Source organism: Bradyrhizobium sp. CCGB12, assembly GCF_024199845.1.
Classification (GTDB): domain Bacteria; phylum Pseudomonadota; class Alphaproteobacteria; order Rhizobiales; family Xanthobacteraceae; genus Bradyrhizobium.
Map to the genome: position 1 here is coordinate 282835 of NZ_JANADO010000001.1, position 16620 is coordinate 299454.

The 16620-nt window shown below is 64.9% G+C and carries 18 protein-coding genes; 11 read left to right on the plus strand and 7 right to left on the minus strand.

The genetic code is table 11. From position 1 onward, the window contains the following. Positions 1-110 precede the first annotated feature (110 nt). The 4 genes from NLM27_RS01305 (at position 111) to NLM27_RS01320 (ending at position 3921) form a co-directional block, all read left to right on the plus strand. Positions 111-1037, plus strand: coding sequence for an SMP-30/gluconolactonase/LRE family protein (locus NLM27_RS01305; protein WP_254141615.1), 927 nt, complete (start codon positions 111-113; stop codon positions 1035-1037). A 206-nt stretch (positions 1038-1243) separates the two neighbouring features. Beyond that, a complete protein-coding gene (locus tag NLM27_RS01310; RefSeq protein ID WP_254141616.1) occupies positions 1244-1837 on the plus strand; it encodes a GNAT family N-acetyltransferase in 594 nt (197 codons plus the stop codon). 16 nt (positions 1838-1853) lie between these two features. Continuing rightward, complete coding sequence (locus NLM27_RS01315; protein ID WP_254141617.1) at positions 1854-3500, plus strand: GMC family oxidoreductase; 1647 nt, start codon at positions 1854-1856, stop codon at positions 3498-3500. A gap of 136 nt (positions 3501-3636) precedes the next feature. Then, a complete protein-coding gene (locus tag NLM27_RS01320) occupies positions 3637-3921 on the plus strand; it encodes a hypothetical protein (protein ID WP_254141618.1) in 285 nt (94 codons plus the stop codon). A 297-nt stretch (positions 3922-4218) separates the two neighbouring features. Here NLM27_RS01320 and NLM27_RS01325 read toward each other — a convergent pair whose 3' ends face one another. Together NLM27_RS01325 and NLM27_RS01330 are read right to left on the minus strand one after the other, a co-directional pair. After that, positions 4219-5061: a MoxR family ATPase gene (locus tag NLM27_RS01325; protein WP_060735146.1), complete on the minus strand. Its 843-nt coding sequence runs from the start codon at positions 5059-5061 to the stop codon at positions 4219-4221. Between the two features lie 96 nt (positions 5062-5157). Continuing rightward, on the minus strand, positions 5158-5403 hold the full coding sequence (locus NLM27_RS01330) for a GlsB/YeaQ/YmgE family stress response membrane protein (RefSeq protein WP_036028526.1): 246 nt from the start codon (positions 5401-5403) through the stop codon (positions 5158-5160). A 123-nt stretch (positions 5404-5526) separates the two neighbouring features. Here NLM27_RS01330 and NLM27_RS01335 point away from each other — a divergent pair, with 123 nt between their 5' ends. The 3 genes from NLM27_RS01335 to sseA all read left to right on the plus strand — a co-directional run bounded on the left by NLM27_RS01335 (position 5527) and on the right by sseA (position 8266). Beyond that, positions 5527-6702, plus strand: coding sequence for a VWA domain-containing protein (locus tag NLM27_RS01335; RefSeq protein WP_254141619.1), 1176 nt, complete (start codon positions 5527-5529; stop codon positions 6700-6702). Positions 6703-6828: 126 nt separating this feature from the next. Beyond that, positions 6829-7242: a rhodanese-like domain-containing protein gene (locus NLM27_RS01340; protein ID WP_254141620.1), complete on the plus strand. Its 414-nt coding sequence runs from the start codon at positions 6829-6831 to the stop codon at positions 7240-7242. A gap of 169 nt (positions 7243-7411) precedes the next feature. After that, positions 7412-8266, plus strand: a complete 855-nt coding sequence (gene sseA, locus NLM27_RS01345; protein ID WP_254141621.1) for a 3-mercaptopyruvate sulfurtransferase — start codon at positions 7412-7414, stop codon at positions 8264-8266. A 54-nt stretch (positions 8267-8320) separates the two neighbouring features. Here the strand turns inward: sseA and NLM27_RS01350 are convergent, their stop codons facing one another. Further along, positions 8321-9196: a hypothetical protein gene (locus NLM27_RS01350; RefSeq protein ID WP_254141622.1), complete on the minus strand. Its 876-nt coding sequence runs from the start codon at positions 9194-9196 to the stop codon at positions 8321-8323. Between the two features lie 353 nt (positions 9197-9549). Between NLM27_RS01350 and NLM27_RS01355 the strand changes: the two genes are divergently transcribed. After that, positions 9550-10752, plus strand: a complete 1203-nt coding sequence (locus NLM27_RS01355) for a L,D-transpeptidase (protein WP_254141623.1) — start codon at positions 9550-9552, stop codon at positions 10750-10752. Between the two features lie 55 nt (positions 10753-10807). Here the strand turns inward: NLM27_RS01355 and NLM27_RS01360 are convergent, their stop codons facing one another. Both NLM27_RS01360 and NLM27_RS01365 read right to left on the minus strand, forming a co-directional pair. Next, the gene (locus NLM27_RS01360; RefSeq protein ID WP_254141624.1) at positions 10808-11770 is read right to left on the minus strand and encodes a D-2-hydroxyacid dehydrogenase family protein; all 963 of its coding nucleotides are present in this window, start codon (positions 11768-11770) and stop codon (positions 10808-10810) included. 133 nt (positions 11771-11903) lie between these two features. Continuing rightward, positions 11904-12119: a hypothetical protein gene (locus NLM27_RS01365; RefSeq protein WP_254141625.1), complete on the minus strand. Its 216-nt coding sequence runs from the start codon at positions 12117-12119 to the stop codon at positions 11904-11906. 235 nt (positions 12120-12354) lie between these two features. Here NLM27_RS01365 and ettA point away from each other — a divergent pair, with 235 nt between their 5' ends. Both ettA and NLM27_RS01375 read left to right on the plus strand, forming a co-directional pair. Beyond that, on the plus strand, positions 12355-14004 hold the full coding sequence (gene ettA, locus NLM27_RS01370) for an energy-dependent translational throttle protein EttA (RefSeq protein ID WP_254141626.1): 1650 nt from the start codon (positions 12355-12357) through the stop codon (positions 14002-14004). Positions 14005-14011: 7 nt separating this feature from the next. Beyond that, the gene (locus NLM27_RS01375; protein WP_254141627.1) at positions 14012-15241 is read left to right on the plus strand and encodes a lytic murein transglycosylase; all 1230 of its coding nucleotides are present in this window, start codon (positions 14012-14014) and stop codon (positions 15239-15241) included. Positions 15242-15328: 87 nt separating this feature from the next. Here NLM27_RS01375 and NLM27_RS01380 read toward each other — a convergent pair whose 3' ends face one another. Together NLM27_RS01380 and NLM27_RS01385 are read right to left on the minus strand one after the other, a co-directional pair. Then, complete coding sequence (locus NLM27_RS01380) at positions 15329-15610, minus strand: hypothetical protein (RefSeq protein ID WP_254141628.1); 282 nt, start codon at positions 15608-15610, stop codon at positions 15329-15331. 240 nt (positions 15611-15850) lie between these two features. Continuing rightward, positions 15851-16174, minus strand: coding sequence for a hypothetical protein (locus tag NLM27_RS01385; RefSeq protein ID WP_254141629.1), 324 nt, complete (start codon positions 16172-16174; stop codon positions 15851-15853). Positions 16175-16305: 131 nt separating this feature from the next. Between NLM27_RS01385 and NLM27_RS01390 the strand changes: the two genes are divergently transcribed. Continuing rightward, complete coding sequence (locus NLM27_RS01390) at positions 16306-16614, plus strand: hypothetical protein (RefSeq protein WP_254148727.1); 309 nt, start codon at positions 16306-16308, stop codon at positions 16612-16614. Positions 16615-16620: the final 6 nt, after the last annotated feature.

Consider the following 16620-nt stretch of genomic DNA (forward strand, 5'->3'; position numbering starts at 1 on the left):
CTTGCTTGGCAAGCCCCGGTGACTTTGTCATAACCGCAGGCAAATCTTGCGTGTGGGGCCCGTGCCGGACATCCCGTGCAAGCCATAACAAGCAGCCGGGAGGGTCCCACATGTCCAACGTCCGCATTCTCGCCACCGACCTCGAATTTCCCGAAGGGCCGGTCGTGATGCCGGACGGCTCCGTCGTGCTGGTGGAAATCCGCGGCCAGCGCCTGACGCGTGTTTATCCGGACGGCCGCAAGGAGATCGTCGCGAAGGTACCGGGGGGCCCCAATGGCGCAGCCCTCGGGCCGGACGGCAAGATGTACATCTGCAACAATGGCGGCTTCTCCTGGCTTCCGGCCGGCAAGATGATCATGCCGGGCCCGCAACCGGACGATTATCGCGGCGGCTCGATCCAGCGCGTCGATCTGCAATCCGGCAAAGTCGAGACCGTCGTGAGCAAATGCGGCGCGCATGATCTGCGCGGGCCGAACGATCTCGTCTTCGACAAACACGGCGGCCTGTGGTTCTCCGAGCTCGGCAAGCGTCGCGCGCGCGAAATGGATGTCGGCGGCATGTACTATCTCAAGCCCGGCATGGAAGAGATCGTCGAGATCGTGCACGGCGTGCTGCCAGCGAACGGCATCGGGCTCTCGCCGGATGAAAACACGGTCTACATCGCGGAGACACCGACCGGGCGGCTCTGGGCCTATGAGCTCTCTGCGCCCGGCGCCCTGAAACCGCGCGAGGTGATCTATCGCGGCGAGCGCGGCAAGCCGATCTGTGGCCTCGGCGGCTACCAGATGTTCGACTCGCTCGCGGTCGAAGCTGGTGGCAATGTCTGCGTCGCCACGCTCGTCTCCGGCTGCATCTCGGTGATCGCGGCCGACGGCACGCTGGTGGAGCAGGTGCCGACCGGCGACCGCGTCACCACCAACATCGCCTTTGGCGGCCCCGAGCTGAAGACCGCCTACATCACGCTGTCGGGCAAGGGCGAGCTGATCGCCATGGACTGGCCGCGCGGCGGTTTGCCGTTGAATTTTCTGAACAAGTGAGCCAAGCCGTCATTGTACGGGAGGCGAGGCAACTCTCAGACCCTCACCCTGAGGAGCGCGCACCTGGCGCGTGTCTCGAAGGGCGAGGCCACCGGCCGGGCCTTTATCCTTCGAGACGCGCGTTCCGCGTCCCTCAGGATGAGGAGTTGGCAGTCTGGATTGCTTCGTCGCTTCGCTCCTCGCAATGACAAAAGAGAGAGTCTCAAATGCCCTGGCCCGACCCCATCACCCTGCGCGGACAGCACGCCCGTCTCGAGCCGCTGTCGCATCAGCATCACGAGGGGCTGGTGGAGGCGGTGAAGGATGGCGAGCTGTCGAAGCTCTGGTACACCGCCATCCCGCTGCCGGAGAACATGGGTAAGGAGATCGACCGCCGCCTCGGCCTTCAGGCCGCGGGCTCGATGCTGCCGTTCACCGTGTTCGATGCAGCCGGCAACATCGTCGGCATGACGACCTACATGAACATCGATGCCGCCAACCGCCGCGTCGAGATCGGCTCGACCTGGTATGGCAAGAGCGCACAGCGCGGCCCGCTCAACACGCAATGCAAGCTCTTGCTGCTGCGGCACGCCTTCGAAACCCTGAACTGTATCGCGGTCGAGTTCCGCACGCATTTCTTCAACCACCAGAGCCGCCGCGCCATCGAGCGCCTCGGCGCCAAACAGGACGGCATTTTGCGCAGCCACCAGGTCGCGCCGAACGGCACGCTGCGCGATACCGTGGTCTACAGCATCACGGCCGCCGAGTGGCCGACGGTGCAGGCGCATCTCGAATTTCAACTCAACGACAAGCCGCGCTGAGAGGCGCCGAGGCACCATGGATAGATTTGATTATGTGATCGTCGGCGCGGGCTCCGCCGGCTGCGTGCTCACCAGCCGGCTCAGCGAAGACCCCAACACCAGCGTCTGCGTGCTGGAAGCAGGCCCCAGCGACTGGCATCCCTACATCCATCTGCCGGCCGGCTTCATCAAGACCTTCCACATGAAGAGCATCAACTGGGCCTACCAGCAGGAGGTCGGGCCCTACACCGGCGGGCGCAGCATCTACGCGCCGCGCGGCAAGACGCTCGGCGGCTCGTCCTCGATCAACGGCCACATCTACAACCGCGGCCAGCGCATGGACTTCGACACCTGGGCGCAGATGGGCAATCGCGGCTGGGGCTATGCCGACGTGCTGCCCTATTTCCGGCGGCTTGAGAAACGCGTGGGCGAGGGCGAGGACACCTATCGCGGCCGCGAGGGCAGCCTCACCGTCACCACCATGGACTGGCGAGATCCGCTCTGCGAAGCCTTCATGGAAGGCGCGGTCTCGCTCGGCATTCCCCGCAACCCCGATTACAACGGCAAGACCCAGGAAGGCGTCTCCTACTGCCAGCGCACCATCGACAAGGGTTTGCGCGTTTCCGGCTCGACTGCGTTCCTCAAGCCCGCGATGAAGCGACCGAACGTGCATGTCCACACGCATGCGCACGCGACCGAGATCATTTTCGAGGGCAAGCGCGCCGTCGGCGTGCGCTACATGAAGGGCGGCCGTGGCGGTCATCCTGTCGAGGTGCGCGCCAACAAGGAAGTGATCCTCTCCGGCGGCACCTATAATTCGCCGCAACTGCTCCAGCTCTCCGGTGTCGGCTCGCCGGATCTATTGCAGGCCCATGGCATCCAGGTGCGCCACGCGCTGCCGGTCGGCGAAGGCCTCCAGGATCATTACGCGCCGCGCACGGTGGCGCGGGTCAAGAACATCAAGACCATCAACGAGCTTCGCCGCGGCTTCTCGTTGTGGATCGAGGCGCTGAAATGGGCGACCGCGCGCCGCGGCCTGCTCTCGTTGTCGCCGACCATGGTCTATTGCTTCTGGCACTCCGGCGAGAGCGCCGAGAGTTCCGACCTCCAGCTCACCTTCACGCCGGCGTCCTACAAGGAAGGCGTGCAGGGCCAGCTCGAGGACGAGCCCGGCATGACGGTGGCCTCCTGGCAGCAGCGCCCCGAGAGTCGCGGCTATGTTCACATCCGCTCCAATGATCCGTTCGCGCCGCCGATCATCCAGACCAACTATCTCGACGCCGAGCTCGACCGCCGCGTCATCGTCGGCGGCATGAAGCTCGCACGCAACCTTTTGAAGAGCGCGCCGCTGTCGCCCTATTACGCCTACGAGGATTTCCCCGGCCCCAACGTCAACACCGACGATGAATTCCTGCACGCCGCCACCGAGCGCGGCACCACAACCTTCCACCCCGGCTGCACCTGCCGCATGGGCCCTGCGGATTCGACCTGGGCGGTGGTCGACGACCAGCTCCGCGTCCACGGCCTCGAAGGCCTCCGCGTCATCGACGCCTCCGTGATGCCGCGCATGATCTCGGCGAACCTCAACGCCTCCACCATGATGATCGCCGACCGCGCCTCGGACCTGATCCGCGGCAAGCAGCCGATGGAAGCCGCGCGCGTTCCGGACGTTGCGGTGGCGTGAAGGGCTAACTTCGTAGGGTGGGTTAGCCCCGCGGCTGCGCGAAGCGCAGCCGCACGGCGTAACCCACCACTTCTCTCGATGCGGAAACAGAAGAGGTGGGTTACGCTAACGCTAACCCACCCTACGAGCTCCGCTCATGGAAACGCAGCAAATGCGCCAAACCAGTGATGAACGGCAATCTGTTGGCCAGATTGCCGTCTGCGGGCTCGTCTTTCTCTGCACTGCTATTCCGGTCGGTCTGCTGTTGCGCGTGGGCTGGCGGGATTGGACCCTGTTTGCCGGCCTTTGGTCAGTCATGTACTTCATGGGCGGAAACGGATGGTTTTCTCGGGGCACACCAGTTCAAAAGGCATTTTCATATGGCTTGCTCGTCGGCACGGTGCTTTCAGCTCTGGAGTGGGCGGCGAGCTTGAAGCATTGATTTCGGCTCCATTGGTGCGAGTCGGAGAACGACGACGTTGCCTCATACTCCGTCATTGCGAGCGCAGCGAAGCAATCCAGAGTCTTCCTGCGGAGGGATTCTGGATTGCTTCGTCGCTACGCTTCTCGCAATGACGTCGAGAGAGCGTGCCACACACTCGATGTCGTAGGGTGGGCAAAGCGAAGCGTGCCCACCATCTTGCACGCCTCTACCGAATGGTGGGCACGGCGCTTTGCGCCTTTGCCCACCCTACGGCACCGTGCGACGCGCTGCAGCGCGTCCGGGACACAGCGAGCCTCACACTTCCCGTCTGCTCAAGAACGCCAGCCGCTCGAACAGGTGCACGTCCTGCTCGTTCTTGAGCAGCGCGCCGTGCAGCGGCGGGATCAGCTTGCGCGGGTCGCGTTCGCGCAGCTGCTCGGCGCTCATGTCCTCGTTGAGCAGCAGCTTGAGCCAGTCCAGAAGCTCCGACGTGGACGGCTTCTTCTTCAGGCCGGGCACCTCGCGCACCTCGAAGAAGATGCGCAGCGCTTCCTCGACCAGGCGCTTCTTGATGCCGGGAAAGTGGACGTCGACGATGCGATGCATGGTGTCGGCATCGGGAAACTTGATGTAGTGGAAGAAGCAGCGACGCAGGAAGGCGTCCGGCAGCTCCTTCTCGTTGTTGGAGGTGATCATCATGATCGGGCGCTGCTTGGCCTTGATCGTCTCGCCGGTCTCGTAGACATGGAATTCCATGCGGTCGAGCTCGAGCAGGAGGTCGTTCGGGAATTCGATGTCGGCCTTGTCGATCTCGTCGATCAAGAGCACCGGGCGCTGCTCGGCCGTGAAGGCCTCCCACAGCTTGCCGCGCTTGATGTAGTTCCTGATGTCGGATACGCGCGCGTCGCCGAGCTGGCTGTCGCGCAGACGCGACACCGCGTCGTATTCGTAGAGGCCCTGCTGCGCCTTGGTGGTGGACTTGATGTGCCAGGTCAGGAGCGGCGCATTCAGCGCCTTCGCCACTTCCTCGGCCAGCACCGTCTTGCCGGTGCCGGGCTCGCCCTTGATGAGCAGCGGGCGCTCCAGCACGATCGAGGCGTTGACGGCGACCTTGAGATCGTCGGTCGCAACATAGTCCTTGGTGCCGGTAAATTTCATTGCGTGTCCTTAGGTCATCGTCGGCGTGAGGCGCAAGCCCCGGTCGCGACAAGGGAACGGCCGCTCATGGCGGCCGTTCCTGGTTCGGTCAGGCTTTCAGACCCGTTTTATCAGCGAAAGGATCACGAGCACAATCACCGCGCCGATCGTGGCATCGACGATGGCGCCGATCGTGCCCGTTGCCAGCTGGATGTGCAGCTGGGGCAGCACCCAGCTCGCAACCAGCGCGCCGATGATGCCGACGACGATGTTGCCGATCAGCCCAAATCCCGCCCCGTGGACAATCTTGCCCGCGAGCCAGCCTGCGATCGCACCGATGATGAGTGCTGCGAGAATTCCCATTGCAAACGTCCCCCAAACAACCCCGTGAGGCGTCCAATTCTAGAGCAAAAAGCCTCCCGGTCCAGCGTCCCCCGGCGGGCTCCGCCCCTTGACGTTCGCCACCCGACGGGCAATCTGTCACCCATGTTCCTGCAATTCTTCACCTCTCTGCGCGACGCGCAGGTCCCCGTGACGCTGCGCGAATACCTCACGCTGATGGAGGCGCTCGACGCCGACCTCGCGGACTACACGGTCGAGAATTTCTACTATCTGTCGCGCGCCTCCCTCGTGAAGGACGAGCGCAACCTCGACAAGTTCGACCGCGTCTTCGGCACGGTCTTCAAGGGGCTGGAAAGCCTGCTCGAGGCCATGGACAAGGCGGAGATCCCCGAGGAGTGGCTGAAGAAGCTCGCCGAGAAGTATCTGACCGAGGAAGAGAAGAAGCAGATCGAGGCCATGGGCTGGGACAAGCTCATGGAGACCTTGAAGAAGCGCCTCGAGGAGCAGAAGGGGCGGCACCAGGGCGGCTCGAAGTGGATCGGCACCGCCGGCACCTCGCCGTTCGGCGCGCACGGCTACAATCCCGAGGGTGTCCGCATCGGCCAGGAGAAGAACCGCAACAACCGCGCCGTGAAGGTGTGGGACAAGCGCGAGTTCAGGGATCTCGACGGCAATGTCGAGCTCGGCATCCGCAACATCAAGGTGGCGCTGCGTCGCCTGCGCAAGTTCGCGCGCACCGGCGCGCCTGACGAGCTCGATCTCGACACCACCATCCGCGAGACCGCCAATCACGGCTATCTCGACGTTCACATGCGGCCCGAGCGGCGCAATGCGGTGAAGCTGCTGGTGTTCTTCGACATCGGCGGCTCGATGGACGCGCATATCGAGCAGGTCGAGGAGCTGTTCTCGGCGGCGAAGAGCGAGTTCAAGCACATGGAGTATTTCTACTTCCACAACTGCCTCTATGAGGGCGTGTGGAAGCAGAACAAGCGCCGCTTCACCGACCGCACGCCGACCTGGGACGTGCTGCACAAATACCCGCATGACTACAAGGTCGTGTTCGTCGGCGACGCCTCGATGTCGCCTTACGAGATCATGGTGCCGGGCGGCTCGGTCGAGCACGTCAACGAGGAACCCGGCTCGGTCTGGCTCGATCGCATCATCCGCACCTATCCGCATGCGGTGTGGCTCAACCCGGTGCAGCAGAAGCACTGGGACTATTCGGAATCGACCACCATCATCAAACGCATCTTTGCCAACCGGATGTACCCGATCACGATCGAAGGTCTCGAAGGGGCGATGAAGGAATTGACGCACTAGCCCTCTGTCATTCCGGGGCTCGCGCAGCGAGAACCCGGAATCCATCGGGCGGCAATGTTGGTGGAGAAATGGATTCCGGGCTCGTGCTGCGCGCGCCCCGGAATGACAATGAGAAGGGAGAACCATATGCCCCAGACCATCACCCGCGGCATCAAGGCGCTGATCGACGAGGCCAATGGCGAGATCGAGACGCTCAACGCCAGGGACGCCATCGAGATCTCCAAGAACGGCGACGTCGTCATCGTCGACATCCGCGATCCCCGCGAGATCGAGCGCGACGGCCGCATTCCCGGCGCGTTCGCTTGCACGCGCGGCATGCTCGAATTCTGGATCGATCCGCAGAGCCCCTATGCGAAGCCGATCTTCCAGGAAGACAAGAAGTTCGTCTTCCACTGCGCCGGGGGCCTTCGCTCCGCACTCGCCGCCAAGACTGCGCAGGACATGGGCCTCAAGCCCGTCGCCCACATCGCCGGCGGCTACGCCGCCTGGCGCGATGCAGGCGGGCCGACGGAGCAGTGGGAGCCGAAGAAGAAGGGGTGAGGTGAACACCTCCCTCACCGCACACTCCGTCATGCCCGGGCAAAAGCGCGAAGCGCGTCTTGCGCTAGATGACCCGGGCATCCACGTCTTCGCTGCAAGAACAAGAAAGAGCGTGGATGGCCGGGACAAGCCCGGCCATGACGACTGAGACAATTGCCGGAGCATGCCAATGACCGCCACCGACCCTCTCGTCTCCACCGAATGGCTCGCCGCCCACATCAACGACGCCAACGTGAAGGTGATCGACGCCAGCTTCAAGCTGCCGGGCGTGCTGCCGCTGCCGAAGGACGACTATCTCGCCGCGCATCTGCCCGGCGCCGTCTTCTTCGACGTCGATGCGGTGTCGGACCATTCCAACCCGCTGCCGCACATGTTTCCGAGCGCCGAACAGTTCGGCCGCGACATCGGCAATCTCGGCATCGGAAATAGCGACACCGTCGTGATCTACGATGCCGGCGGCTGGGTCGCAGCTCCCCGCGCCTGGTGGATGTTTTTGTCCTACGGCCACAGCAATGTGCGCATCCTCAATGGCGGCCTGAAGAAGTGGCGCGCCGAAGGACGTTCCGTCGGGAGCGGGGACGTAAAGCCGAAGCCGACGACGTTTAGGGCGAGCTACGACGCAAAGCGCGTGCGCAGCATGCAGCAGCTGATCGCCAATGTCGAAAGCCGTGCCGAGCAGGTGATCGACGCGCGCGCCGCCGACCGCTTCGAGGGCCGCGCACCGGAGCCGCGTCCGGGGATCCGCTCCGGACACATCCCCGGCGCGCGCAACGTGCCCTATAATCTGCTGTTCGATGCCGCGACCGGCACGATGAAGCCGCTCGACGAGCTCCGCGCCGCCTTCACCAACGCCGGCGTCAAGTTAGAGGCGCCGATCGTGACGAGCTGCGGCTCGGGCGTCTCGGCCGGCGTGCTCACGCTCGCGCTCTATCGCTTGGGGATCACCGACACTGCGCTGTATGATGGCTCGTGGTCGGAATGGGGCCAGGAAAAGGGCCCGCCGGTCGCGACCGGGCCGGCGTGACGCCGCCGCGATAAGAGTGCGCCCCCTCGCCCCGCTTGCGGGAGAGGTGAAGGGTCAGCGCGTGCGCGTTGTCGTCGTCGCGAAGATCGGCCGACCGAACGGATCGAGCTGCTGCCGCAACTGCTGAGGCGGTGGACGCCGCACCACGTGATTCCGCTTCTTGGCCTTCGCCTTGCGCTTGGTCGCCTTGCTGTCGGGCGCGGCGGTATCGGGCTTGGCGGTGTCGGTCTTGGCAGTATCGGTCCTGGAAGTGTCGGCCTTGGCAGTCTCGGTCTTGGCAGCGTCGGCCTTGGTGGTGTCTGTCCCGGCAGTGTCAGTCTTGGCCTCCGCCGGCGCATCCTTGGAGATCGTCCCCGCCGGATCGTTCAGCGCGGCCAGCTTCGCCGAGCCGACATCGAGCGCCGAGGAGGCGAGGGCAGCGCTGGGATCGGCCGGTGCCGGCTCGCCGACCGGCTTAGCCTCGGGGATGGATGCCGTGGTGTCGGCAGCGGTGAGCGTGTCGGTGGACGCTGGTGCCGCGGCCTCCGCGATCGCTTCGGGCTTGGCCGGTTCGACGGCCGGGACCTCAGCCGGCGGTGCAGCGAGTTGGGGCTGAGCTTCGGCCTCGTTAGCCGGCGCGGCGACCTGCTCTGGCTCGCTCGCGGGCAGCGCAATGGTCGGTACCTGGTCGCGTATCGACGGCTCCGGCTCGGCGGTGACAGGCTCGACGGTCACGGGCTCGACCGGTTCGGCGCGGAGGACCGCGAGCACCGGCGGGGCCGGCTCGGGACTCTGCGCAAACACCTTCTCCTGCGGGCCGTTCCGCCAGGAGGGGTTGTTGACATACTGCTCATGGGACGCCCGCAGCAGCGCGGCGGCCCCTAGGCCGAACACCAGGATGGAGGTTGACAGCAGGATCGCGGCAAACAGGAAGCGAAAGCCGGGAAGCATCGGGCGGGTTGCGAATTTCCGCCCCGGCGGCGAGGTGGCCAGGGCCCATGAGCCATCTGAACGCGGTGACGGTACTGAGGGCCGCGTTCGCCACGGATCGGAGTTCAAAGCGGCGGCGAATCAGGCTGATTCGACCATATCGCAACGGCTCTCCTCCGTTCCCTAAAATTCGGCGCCGAAGAGTCCGCAATTGACGGCGCGATGCGATTTCCGCCCCGTGATGCAACGGGGCAACGGTAGTCTTGCGGATCACAATTCGGCAAATACGCCTGATATGTCTTGAATGTGCCGCGATCTTCGGTCATCTGGCCGTTAACGGTCCGATCGGGCTTGGGGACTATACAAGAGCGATGATGATCAAACATTTTCTGACGATATGCGCTGCCGCAACGGTCGCTGTGGCGGGAACCTCGCTCGCGCAGGCTCAGAGCTATCCGGTCCAGCAGGCGCCTAGCTACGGCGCTCCGGTCGAATATCGGCCTGGCGATCGCACGCCGAATTTCGACGCGCTGGACGAAGACGACGATGCGATGCCGCAGACATCGCTGCCGCCGCCCGGCCCGGCCGACGACCCGCGCTACGGCCGTCCGGTCGGCGCGCCTCCGGTCTATTCCGCGGCCCCGCCGCAGGGTCCGGTGATGTCGCCGGATGATCCGCGTTATGGCCGTCCGGCTGGCGCTCCGCCGGTCTATTCGGCGGCCCCGCAGGGCCCCGTGATGTCGCCCGACGATCCCCGCTACGGCCGGCCCGCCGGTCCGCCGCCGGTGATCTATGCCAACCGTCCGGGGCAGGGCCAGACACCTGCCAATGACGGCTTGCGTCCGCCGGAGGCTGTGGGTGGTCCCGCTGCGACCGGAACGGTCCAGGCCGATCAGCCGCCTCTCGGCGCAGATGGCCGGCCGATGACGGTCGCTTCGCTGCCGCCCGAAGAGCAGCCCGATGCTGCGCCGGCGCAGTTGCCGCCGAACCTGCGCCGCCAGGAAGTCGCGTTCCAGACCAAGGAGCCCGCCGGTACCCTCGTGGTCGATACGCCGAACACCTACCTCTATTACGTGCTCGGAGGCGGCCGTGCGATCCGCTACGGCGTCCGCGTCGGCCGCGACGGCTTCACCTGGACCGGCGTGCAGAAGATCACCCGCAAGGCCGAATGGCCGGATTGGCATCCGCCGACCGAGATGATCGAGCGCCAGCCCTATCTGCCGCGCTTCATGGCCGGTGGCCCCGGCAATCCGCTCGGCGCCCGCGCGATGTATCTCGGCTCGACCGTCTACCGCATCCACGGCACCAACCAGCCCTCGACGATCGGCAAGTTCGTCTCGTCCGGCTGCATCGGCATGCTGAACGAGGACGTCTCCGACCTGTTCGACCGCGTCAAGGTCGGCACTCGCGTGGTGGTGATGCCGGGTGGTCCGCCGCCGGGAACGGCGACCGCCTCCGCCGCGCCGACGACCGGTGCGGCTGCCGGCCCGGCTCCGATGGCCGCGCAGGCTGGCCCCGTCCCGGGCACGCAGCCGACCGTGGTGCCGCCGCTGCCTGCGCCTGTCACCGTGCGCTAAGGCTTCCTGACAATTCAGATTGCGAAGGGCGTGCCGTCGGCACGCCCTTTTCGTTTCAGGCCAGCTTGCGCGGCAGCTCGCCGCCCTTGGTGAAGGCGTCGATCGCCTCGACCATCTGGCCGTAATGGATGCGCAGCCCGTCCGCGGTCGCGTAGCCGAGATGCGGTGTCAGCACGAGGTTGTCGAGCTTGCGGAAGGGGTGGTCGACCGGCAGCGGCTCGACCGAGAACACGTCGATGCCGGCGCCCGCGATCTTCCTCTGCTGCAAGGCCTCGAGCAGCGCATGCTCGTCGACGATCGGCCCGCGCGCGGTGTTGACGAGAAAGGCGGTCGGCTTCATCCGCGTGAGATCGGCAGCTCCGACCAGTCCGCGCGAGCGCTCGCTCAGCACCACGTGGATGGTGACGATGTCGGCCTTGGCGAACAGCTCGTCCTTGGTGGCGTAGCCGACGCCGGCCGCCGCGCACTTCTCGGGCGTGAGGTTCGGGCTCCAGGCGATCACGTTCATGCCGAACGCTTTCGCAATGCCGGCCATCTTGCTGCCGAGCTTGCCGAGCCCGACGATGCCGAGCGTCAGCCCCTCGATCTCGACGCCGGCAAAGGTTTGCCAGGGCTCGCCGGCATGCATGCGCGCATTCTCGCGGCCGATGCCGCGGGTCAGTTCCAGGATCAGGCCCATGGTCAGCGGTGCCGTGGGATCGCGCGAATATTGCGTGCCGGCGATGGCGACGCCGCGCCCCTTCGCGGCTTCCATGTCGATCGCGGCGTTGCGCATGCCTGAGGTCAGCAGCAGCTTCAGCTTCGGCAGTTTGTCGAACAGACTCTTCGGGAATGCGGTGCGCTCGCGCATCGCGCAGACGATGTCGAAATCGGCCAGCGCGCTGGCCGCGGCCTGCTCCGAGGCGAAGGGACGGCTGAACACGGTGACATCGACGCGGTCGGACAGTTTCGGCCAATCGGCGACGTCGAGCGCGAGGTTGAAATAGTCGTCGAGAATTGCACAGCGCAGCCGCGTCATCAGCGTTCATCCATGGCGAGAGGTGATGGCGCCAGCGGGGGGCCGCCATCGTCGAAATCCAGGCCATGGTTGCGCGCAATCACGCCTGCGCGCAACAGCTTGCGTCTTCAAAAGTCCGATAGGGAGGAGGCGCTTAGAGGTCGCGGGGCTTCAGGCGGAACGGCGCATCCATGCCGTGCTTGGCGCGCCAGGCCGGGCCAGGGCCGCGCATGTAATGCAGCTCGGGGCGATACGGGTTGAAGGCGGTGGCGAAGAAGCGCTTCCAGAAGCTCTGGATTTCCGAGACGAATCCGGAGACGTGTCCGGCTTCTGCCGGCACAGGAAGAGAGTTGGTCTCGATCATGGCCATGACGCTGTCTCGCCGTGCTACCCGGTCATTCTGAGCGGGTGGCGCTGTTTCCGCGCGAAACCGAGCTTTGGCCTGATTTATTAAAAGATGGTTTCAATTGTCCGGATCGGCGGCGAGATGGTGTCCGAACCGTATTCATCCGTGGTGAACGGACGGAAAACATTGCCCTTTGGGGGCGGGATCGCTACATCGGCGGCAAGCAAAATTTCCTCAAATCGAAGGTTTCACGGGACCGATGGCGCGCCAGTTCATCTATTTCATGCAGGGCCTGACCAAGAGCTACCCGACCCGGAAGGTGCTCGATAACATCCATCTGAGCTTCTACCCGGACGCCAAGATCGGCGTGCTCGGCGTCAACGGCTCGGGTAAGTCGACGCTGCTCAAGATCATGGCCGGCCTCGACAAGGAGTATAACGGCGAGGCTTGGGTCGCCGAGGGCGCCCGCGTCGGCTATCTCGAGCAGGAACCGCACCTCGATCCGGCGCTATCGGTGCGCGAGAATGTCATGCAGGGCGTCGCCAAGCAGAAGGCGATCCTCGACCGCTACAACGAGCTCGCTGTCAACTATTCGGACGAGACCGCCGACGAGATGACCAAGCTGCAGGACGAGATCGAGGCCCAGGGCCTGTGGGATCTCGACAGCAAGGTCGACCAGGCGATGGACGCGCTGCGCTGCCCGCCCGACGATGCCGATGTGACAAAGCTCTCGGGCGGTGAGCGGCGCCGCGTCGCGCTGTGCCGCCTCCTGCTCGACCAGCCCGAGCTTCTGCTGCTGGACGAGCCGACCAACCATCTCGACGCCGAGTCCGTGTCATGGCTCGAAGGCCATTTGCGCAACTATCCCGGCGCGATCCTGATCGTCACCCACGATCGCTACTTCCTCGACAACGTCACGAGCTGGATCCTCGAGCTCGACCGCGGTCGCGGCATTCCCTACGAGGGCAACTACTCGTCGTGGCTGGTGCAGAAGCAGAAGCGCCTGGAGCAGGAGGGCCGCGAGGACGCGGCGCACCAGAAGACGCTGGCCCGCGAGCAGGAATGGGTGGCGTCCTCGCCGAAGGCGCGCCAGGCCAAGTCGAAGGCGCGTTACCAGCGCTATGAGGAGCTGCTCAAGCAGGCCAGCGAGAAGCAGACCCAGACCGCACAGATCATCATCCCGGTCGCCGAGCGGCTCGGCGCCAACGTGGTCGATTTCGAGGGACTCAGCAAAGGCTATGGCGATCGCCTCTTGATCGACGATCTCACCTTCAAGTTGCCGCCCGGTGGCATCGTCGGCGTGATCGGTGCCAACGGCGCCGGTAAGACCACGCTGTTCAAGATGATCACCACGCAGGAAACGCCGGACAAGGGCACCATCACGGTCGGCGAAACCGTGCATCTCGGCTATGTCGACCAGTCGCGCGATGCGCTCGACGGCAAGAAGACCGTCTGGGAGGAGATCTCCGGCGGCAACGAGCTGATCCTGCTCGGCAAGAAGGAAGTGAACTCACGCGGCTATTGCTCGTCGTTCAACTTCAAGGGCGCCGACCAGCAGAAGAAGGTCGGCGCGCTATCCGGCGGTGAACGCAACCGCGTGCATCTGGCAAAAATGCTGAAGTCCGGCGCCAACGTGCTGCTGCTCGACGAACCGACCAACGATCTCGACGTTGACACGTTGCGCGCGCTCGAAGAGGCGCTGGAGGATTTCGCCGGCTGCGCCGTCATCATCAGCCATGATCGCTGGTTCCTCGACCGCATCGCGACCCACATCCTGGCGTTCGAAGGCGACAGCCACGTCGAATGGTTCGAGGGCAACTTCCAGGACTACGAAAAGGACAAGATGCGCCGACTCGGTCAGGACAGCATCATTCCGCACCGCGTGAAGTACAAGAAGCTGACGCGGTGATCTCGGCATGATGCGGCGGGCGCTCATCGCTGCGGTGATCGTGGTCACCTGTGGCTGCTGGTCGTCCGCCCGCGCCGCCGATGCCGCCTTCACGCAGTTCATCGCATCACTCTGGCAGGAGGCACAGGCGGCGGGCGTGTCACGCGCGACATTCGAGCAACAGACGCGTGGGCTCGAGCCTGACTACAAGCTGCCCGATCTGCTTCTGCCGGGCCGGCCGGCGACCGGCGCGCCGTCGCAGGCCGAGTTCGTGCAGGTGCCAGCGGACTACGTCAGGGAAGGCTCGATCGCGCGGCTTGCAGGCGAGGGGCAGCGGTTGCTGCAGAAATATCGGCCGGCGCTGACCGAGATCGAGAAGAAATCCGGGGTGCCGGCGACCGTGATGCTCGCGATCTGGGGCCGCGAGACCGATTACGGCCGCTACACTCTGCCTTACGACCTCGTCCGCGTGCTGGCGACGCAGGCCTATGTCGGCCGCCGCAAGGATCAGTATCGCAACGAGTTCATTCTCGCGCTCAAGATCCTCGGCGAGGGCGTGGTGACGCGCAAGGACATGCGCTCGTCCTGGGCCGGTGCGACCGGCCTCACGCAGTTCCTGCCATCGGAGTATTACAAGCACGGCGTCGATTTCGACGGCGACGGACGCATCGACATCTGGCATTCGGTGCCGGATGCGCTGGCGTCCGCCGCGCAGCAGCTCGTCAACAAGGGTTGGCAGAGCGGCGTGCGCTGGGCCTACGAGGTGCAGGCGCCGGCCAAGGTCGATTGCACCAATGGCGTGCCCGAGGTGACGAAGCCGATCGGGCAGTGGCTGCGCGAAGGTTTTGTGCCGGTGCGCGGGCAGAAGCTGAGCGCCGCCGAGCAGTCGCAGCCGGCCTCGCTGCTGCAGCCGGAGGGCATCTACGGTCCGTCATTCCTGACCACGAAGAATTACTTCGTCATCAAGGAATACAATTTCTCCGACCTCTACGTGCTGTTCGTCGGCCATCTCAGCGACCGCATGACCAGCCCGCTGCCATTCGCAACGCCCTGGTCGGCTTCGAAGCAGTTGCGCACGACGGACGTCGAGACCATGCAGCGCGGGCTGACGCGCGTCGGGCTCTATAAGGACAAGATCGACGGCAAGGCGGGCATGCAGACCCGCGCCGCGCTCGGCGCTTACCAGAAGTCGGCCGGCCTCAAGGTGGATTGCTGGCCGAGCGAAGAGGTGCTGCGTTCGATCCAGGCGGCGCGATAACGGTTCTCGACTTCGGCCAAAAGAAAAAGCCCGGCCGATGGTTTCGACCGGGCTTCGATCGTGGCGCGGATGCGCCTTGCGATCAGATCAGTAACAGACGCGAACCGGGCGAACGACCCAGCCGTAGCCGTCCCAATAACGCTGGCGCTGCCAGTAGCAGGGCGCGGGCGGCGGGGGCTCGGCCACGTACACCGGACCACCATAGGCGGGGCGACTCGACGCGATGGCGCCGCCCACGATCGCGCCGCCGATCAGGCCGGCCGCGAGGCCGGCGCCGAGGCCGTCATGAGCCTTCGCGGACGGAGTAGCGGTCACCAGCGAACCGGCAACCGTCGCAACCGTGAGGGCGGCAACTAAAGTCTTCTTCATGCTCTTGGCTCTCCTGGGAGAATAGGCTCCCCTTGTGAGGGGTGGCCGGGTTTTCAAAGGTTCACGCACACTCTGATGAAATTGGCCTTGCAGCTAGGAAGCGCGCAAATGGTCAACCCACGGTAAACGCACACGGAGCTGTGACGAGAAAAAGCGGTCTTTTTCGGGCCCTGAGATGAACGGCGCATCCGTAGTGAAGCGGCCCAAGCGACTTCTCGAAGCGATCCGGTTTGGCGCGCCTCAGCCGCAGACTCGGACGCGGCGGACGCGCCAGGCATAGCCGTCCCAGAAACGCTGCCTCTGCCAGGCGCAACCGCCGTAGTAGTCGTCGGCGACATAGCCAGGACCGGGAGCGTAGTAGCGGGGCGGGTAATAGCCGGGGCCGTAGCCCGGACCGTAGCCGTAGGCGGGACCCGGTCCGTAATAATACGGAGAGGCCAGTGCGCCCCCGACGATGATCCCGGCGGCCACGCCGGCCGCAACGCCGCGCTGCGCATGGGCCGGCGTTCCCGCCGTCAGAGCCAGGGTGACGATGGCAGCGACTGCCAGGAGCGACTTCTTCATTGGCTTGACCTTTCGCACAAACACGCGGGAACTCTTTGGGGTAAGGTTCCATATTTCGTTTGAATGATCAATGAACGGCACCTTTGCCGGAGGCGACCAATTGGCATGGATCGCAGCTCCAGCGGGCGACGATGATGGGCAACGCGATGGTCAATGCATTGATCGCTGCTGGAATCGTTGGCGCGATCGGCTACGGCTGGATCACACACCTGCAGAACCGCGGCCGGCGCTCCCGCGCGGCGGCCGGCAGCGATGGAGGGAGTAGCGGCGGCGACAGCTATTCCGGGACGAGCGACGGCTTTTCGCTGGGAAGCTGGTTTTCCAGCGGCAGTTCGGAGAGTTCGACTGACGGTGGCAGCTGTTCCAGCAGCGATGGCGGCAGCAATGGTGGGGATTGCGGAGGGGGCGGCGACGGTGGCGGAGGGGGCGGTGGCGACTAGATCCAC

Bases quoted from the DNA above. Each gene is read 5' to 3' on its own strand.
- NLM27_RS01305 (WP_254141615.1), top strand. From the start codon at position 111: ATGTCCAACGTCCGCATTCTCGCCACCGACCTCGAATTTCCCGAAGGG.
- NLM27_RS01310 (WP_254141616.1), top strand. From the start codon at position 1,244: ATGCCCTGGCCCGACCCCATCACCCTGCGCGGACAGCACGCCCGTCTC.
- NLM27_RS01315 (WP_254141617.1), top strand. From the start codon at position 1,854: ATGGATAGATTTGATTATGTGATCGTCGGCGCGGGCTCCGCCGGCTGC.
- NLM27_RS01320 (WP_254141618.1), top strand. From the start codon at position 3,637: ATGGAAACGCAGCAAATGCGCCAAACCAGTGATGAACGGCAATCTGTT.
- NLM27_RS01325 (WP_060735146.1), bottom strand. From the start codon at position 5,061: ATGAAATTTACCGGCACCAAGGACTATGTTGCGACCGACGATCTCAAG.
- NLM27_RS01330 (WP_036028526.1), bottom strand. From the start codon at position 5,403: ATGGGAATTCTCGCAGCACTCATCATCGGTGCGATCGCAGGCTGGCTC.
- NLM27_RS01335 (WP_254141619.1), top strand. From the start codon at position 5,527: ATGTTCCTGCAATTCTTCACCTCTCTGCGCGACGCGCAGGTCCCCGTG.
- NLM27_RS01340 (WP_254141620.1), top strand. From the start codon at position 6,829: ATGCCCCAGACCATCACCCGCGGCATCAAGGCGCTGATCGACGAGGCC.
- sseA (WP_254141621.1), top strand. From the start codon at position 7,412: ATGACCGCCACCGACCCTCTCGTCTCCACCGAATGGCTCGCCGCCCAC.
- NLM27_RS01350 (WP_254141622.1), bottom strand. From the start codon at position 9,196: ATGCTTCCCGGCTTTCGCTTCCTGTTTGCCGCGATCCTGCTGTCAACC.
- NLM27_RS01355 (WP_254141623.1), top strand. From the start codon at position 9,550: ATGATCAAACATTTTCTGACGATATGCGCTGCCGCAACGGTCGCTGTG.
- NLM27_RS01360 (WP_254141624.1), bottom strand. From the start codon at position 11,770: ATGACGCGGCTGCGCTGTGCAATTCTCGACGACTATTTCAACCTCGCG.
- NLM27_RS01365 (WP_254141625.1), bottom strand. From the start codon at position 12,119: ATGGCCATGATCGAGACCAACTCTCTTCCTGTGCCGGCAGAAGCCGGA.
- ettA (WP_254141626.1), top strand. From the start codon at position 12,355: ATGGCGCGCCAGTTCATCTATTTCATGCAGGGCCTGACCAAGAGCTAC.
- NLM27_RS01375 (WP_254141627.1), top strand. From the start codon at position 14,012: ATGATGCGGCGGGCGCTCATCGCTGCGGTGATCGTGGTCACCTGTGGC.
- NLM27_RS01380 (WP_254141628.1), bottom strand. From the start codon at position 15,610: ATGAAGAAGACTTTAGTTGCCGCCCTCACGGTTGCGACGGTTGCCGGT.
- NLM27_RS01385 (WP_254141629.1), bottom strand. From the start codon at position 16,174: ATGAAGAAGTCGCTCCTGGCAGTCGCTGCCATCGTCACCCTGGCTCTG.
- NLM27_RS01390 (WP_254148727.1), top strand. From the start codon at position 16,306: ATGATGGGCAACGCGATGGTCAATGCATTGATCGCTGCTGGAATCGTT.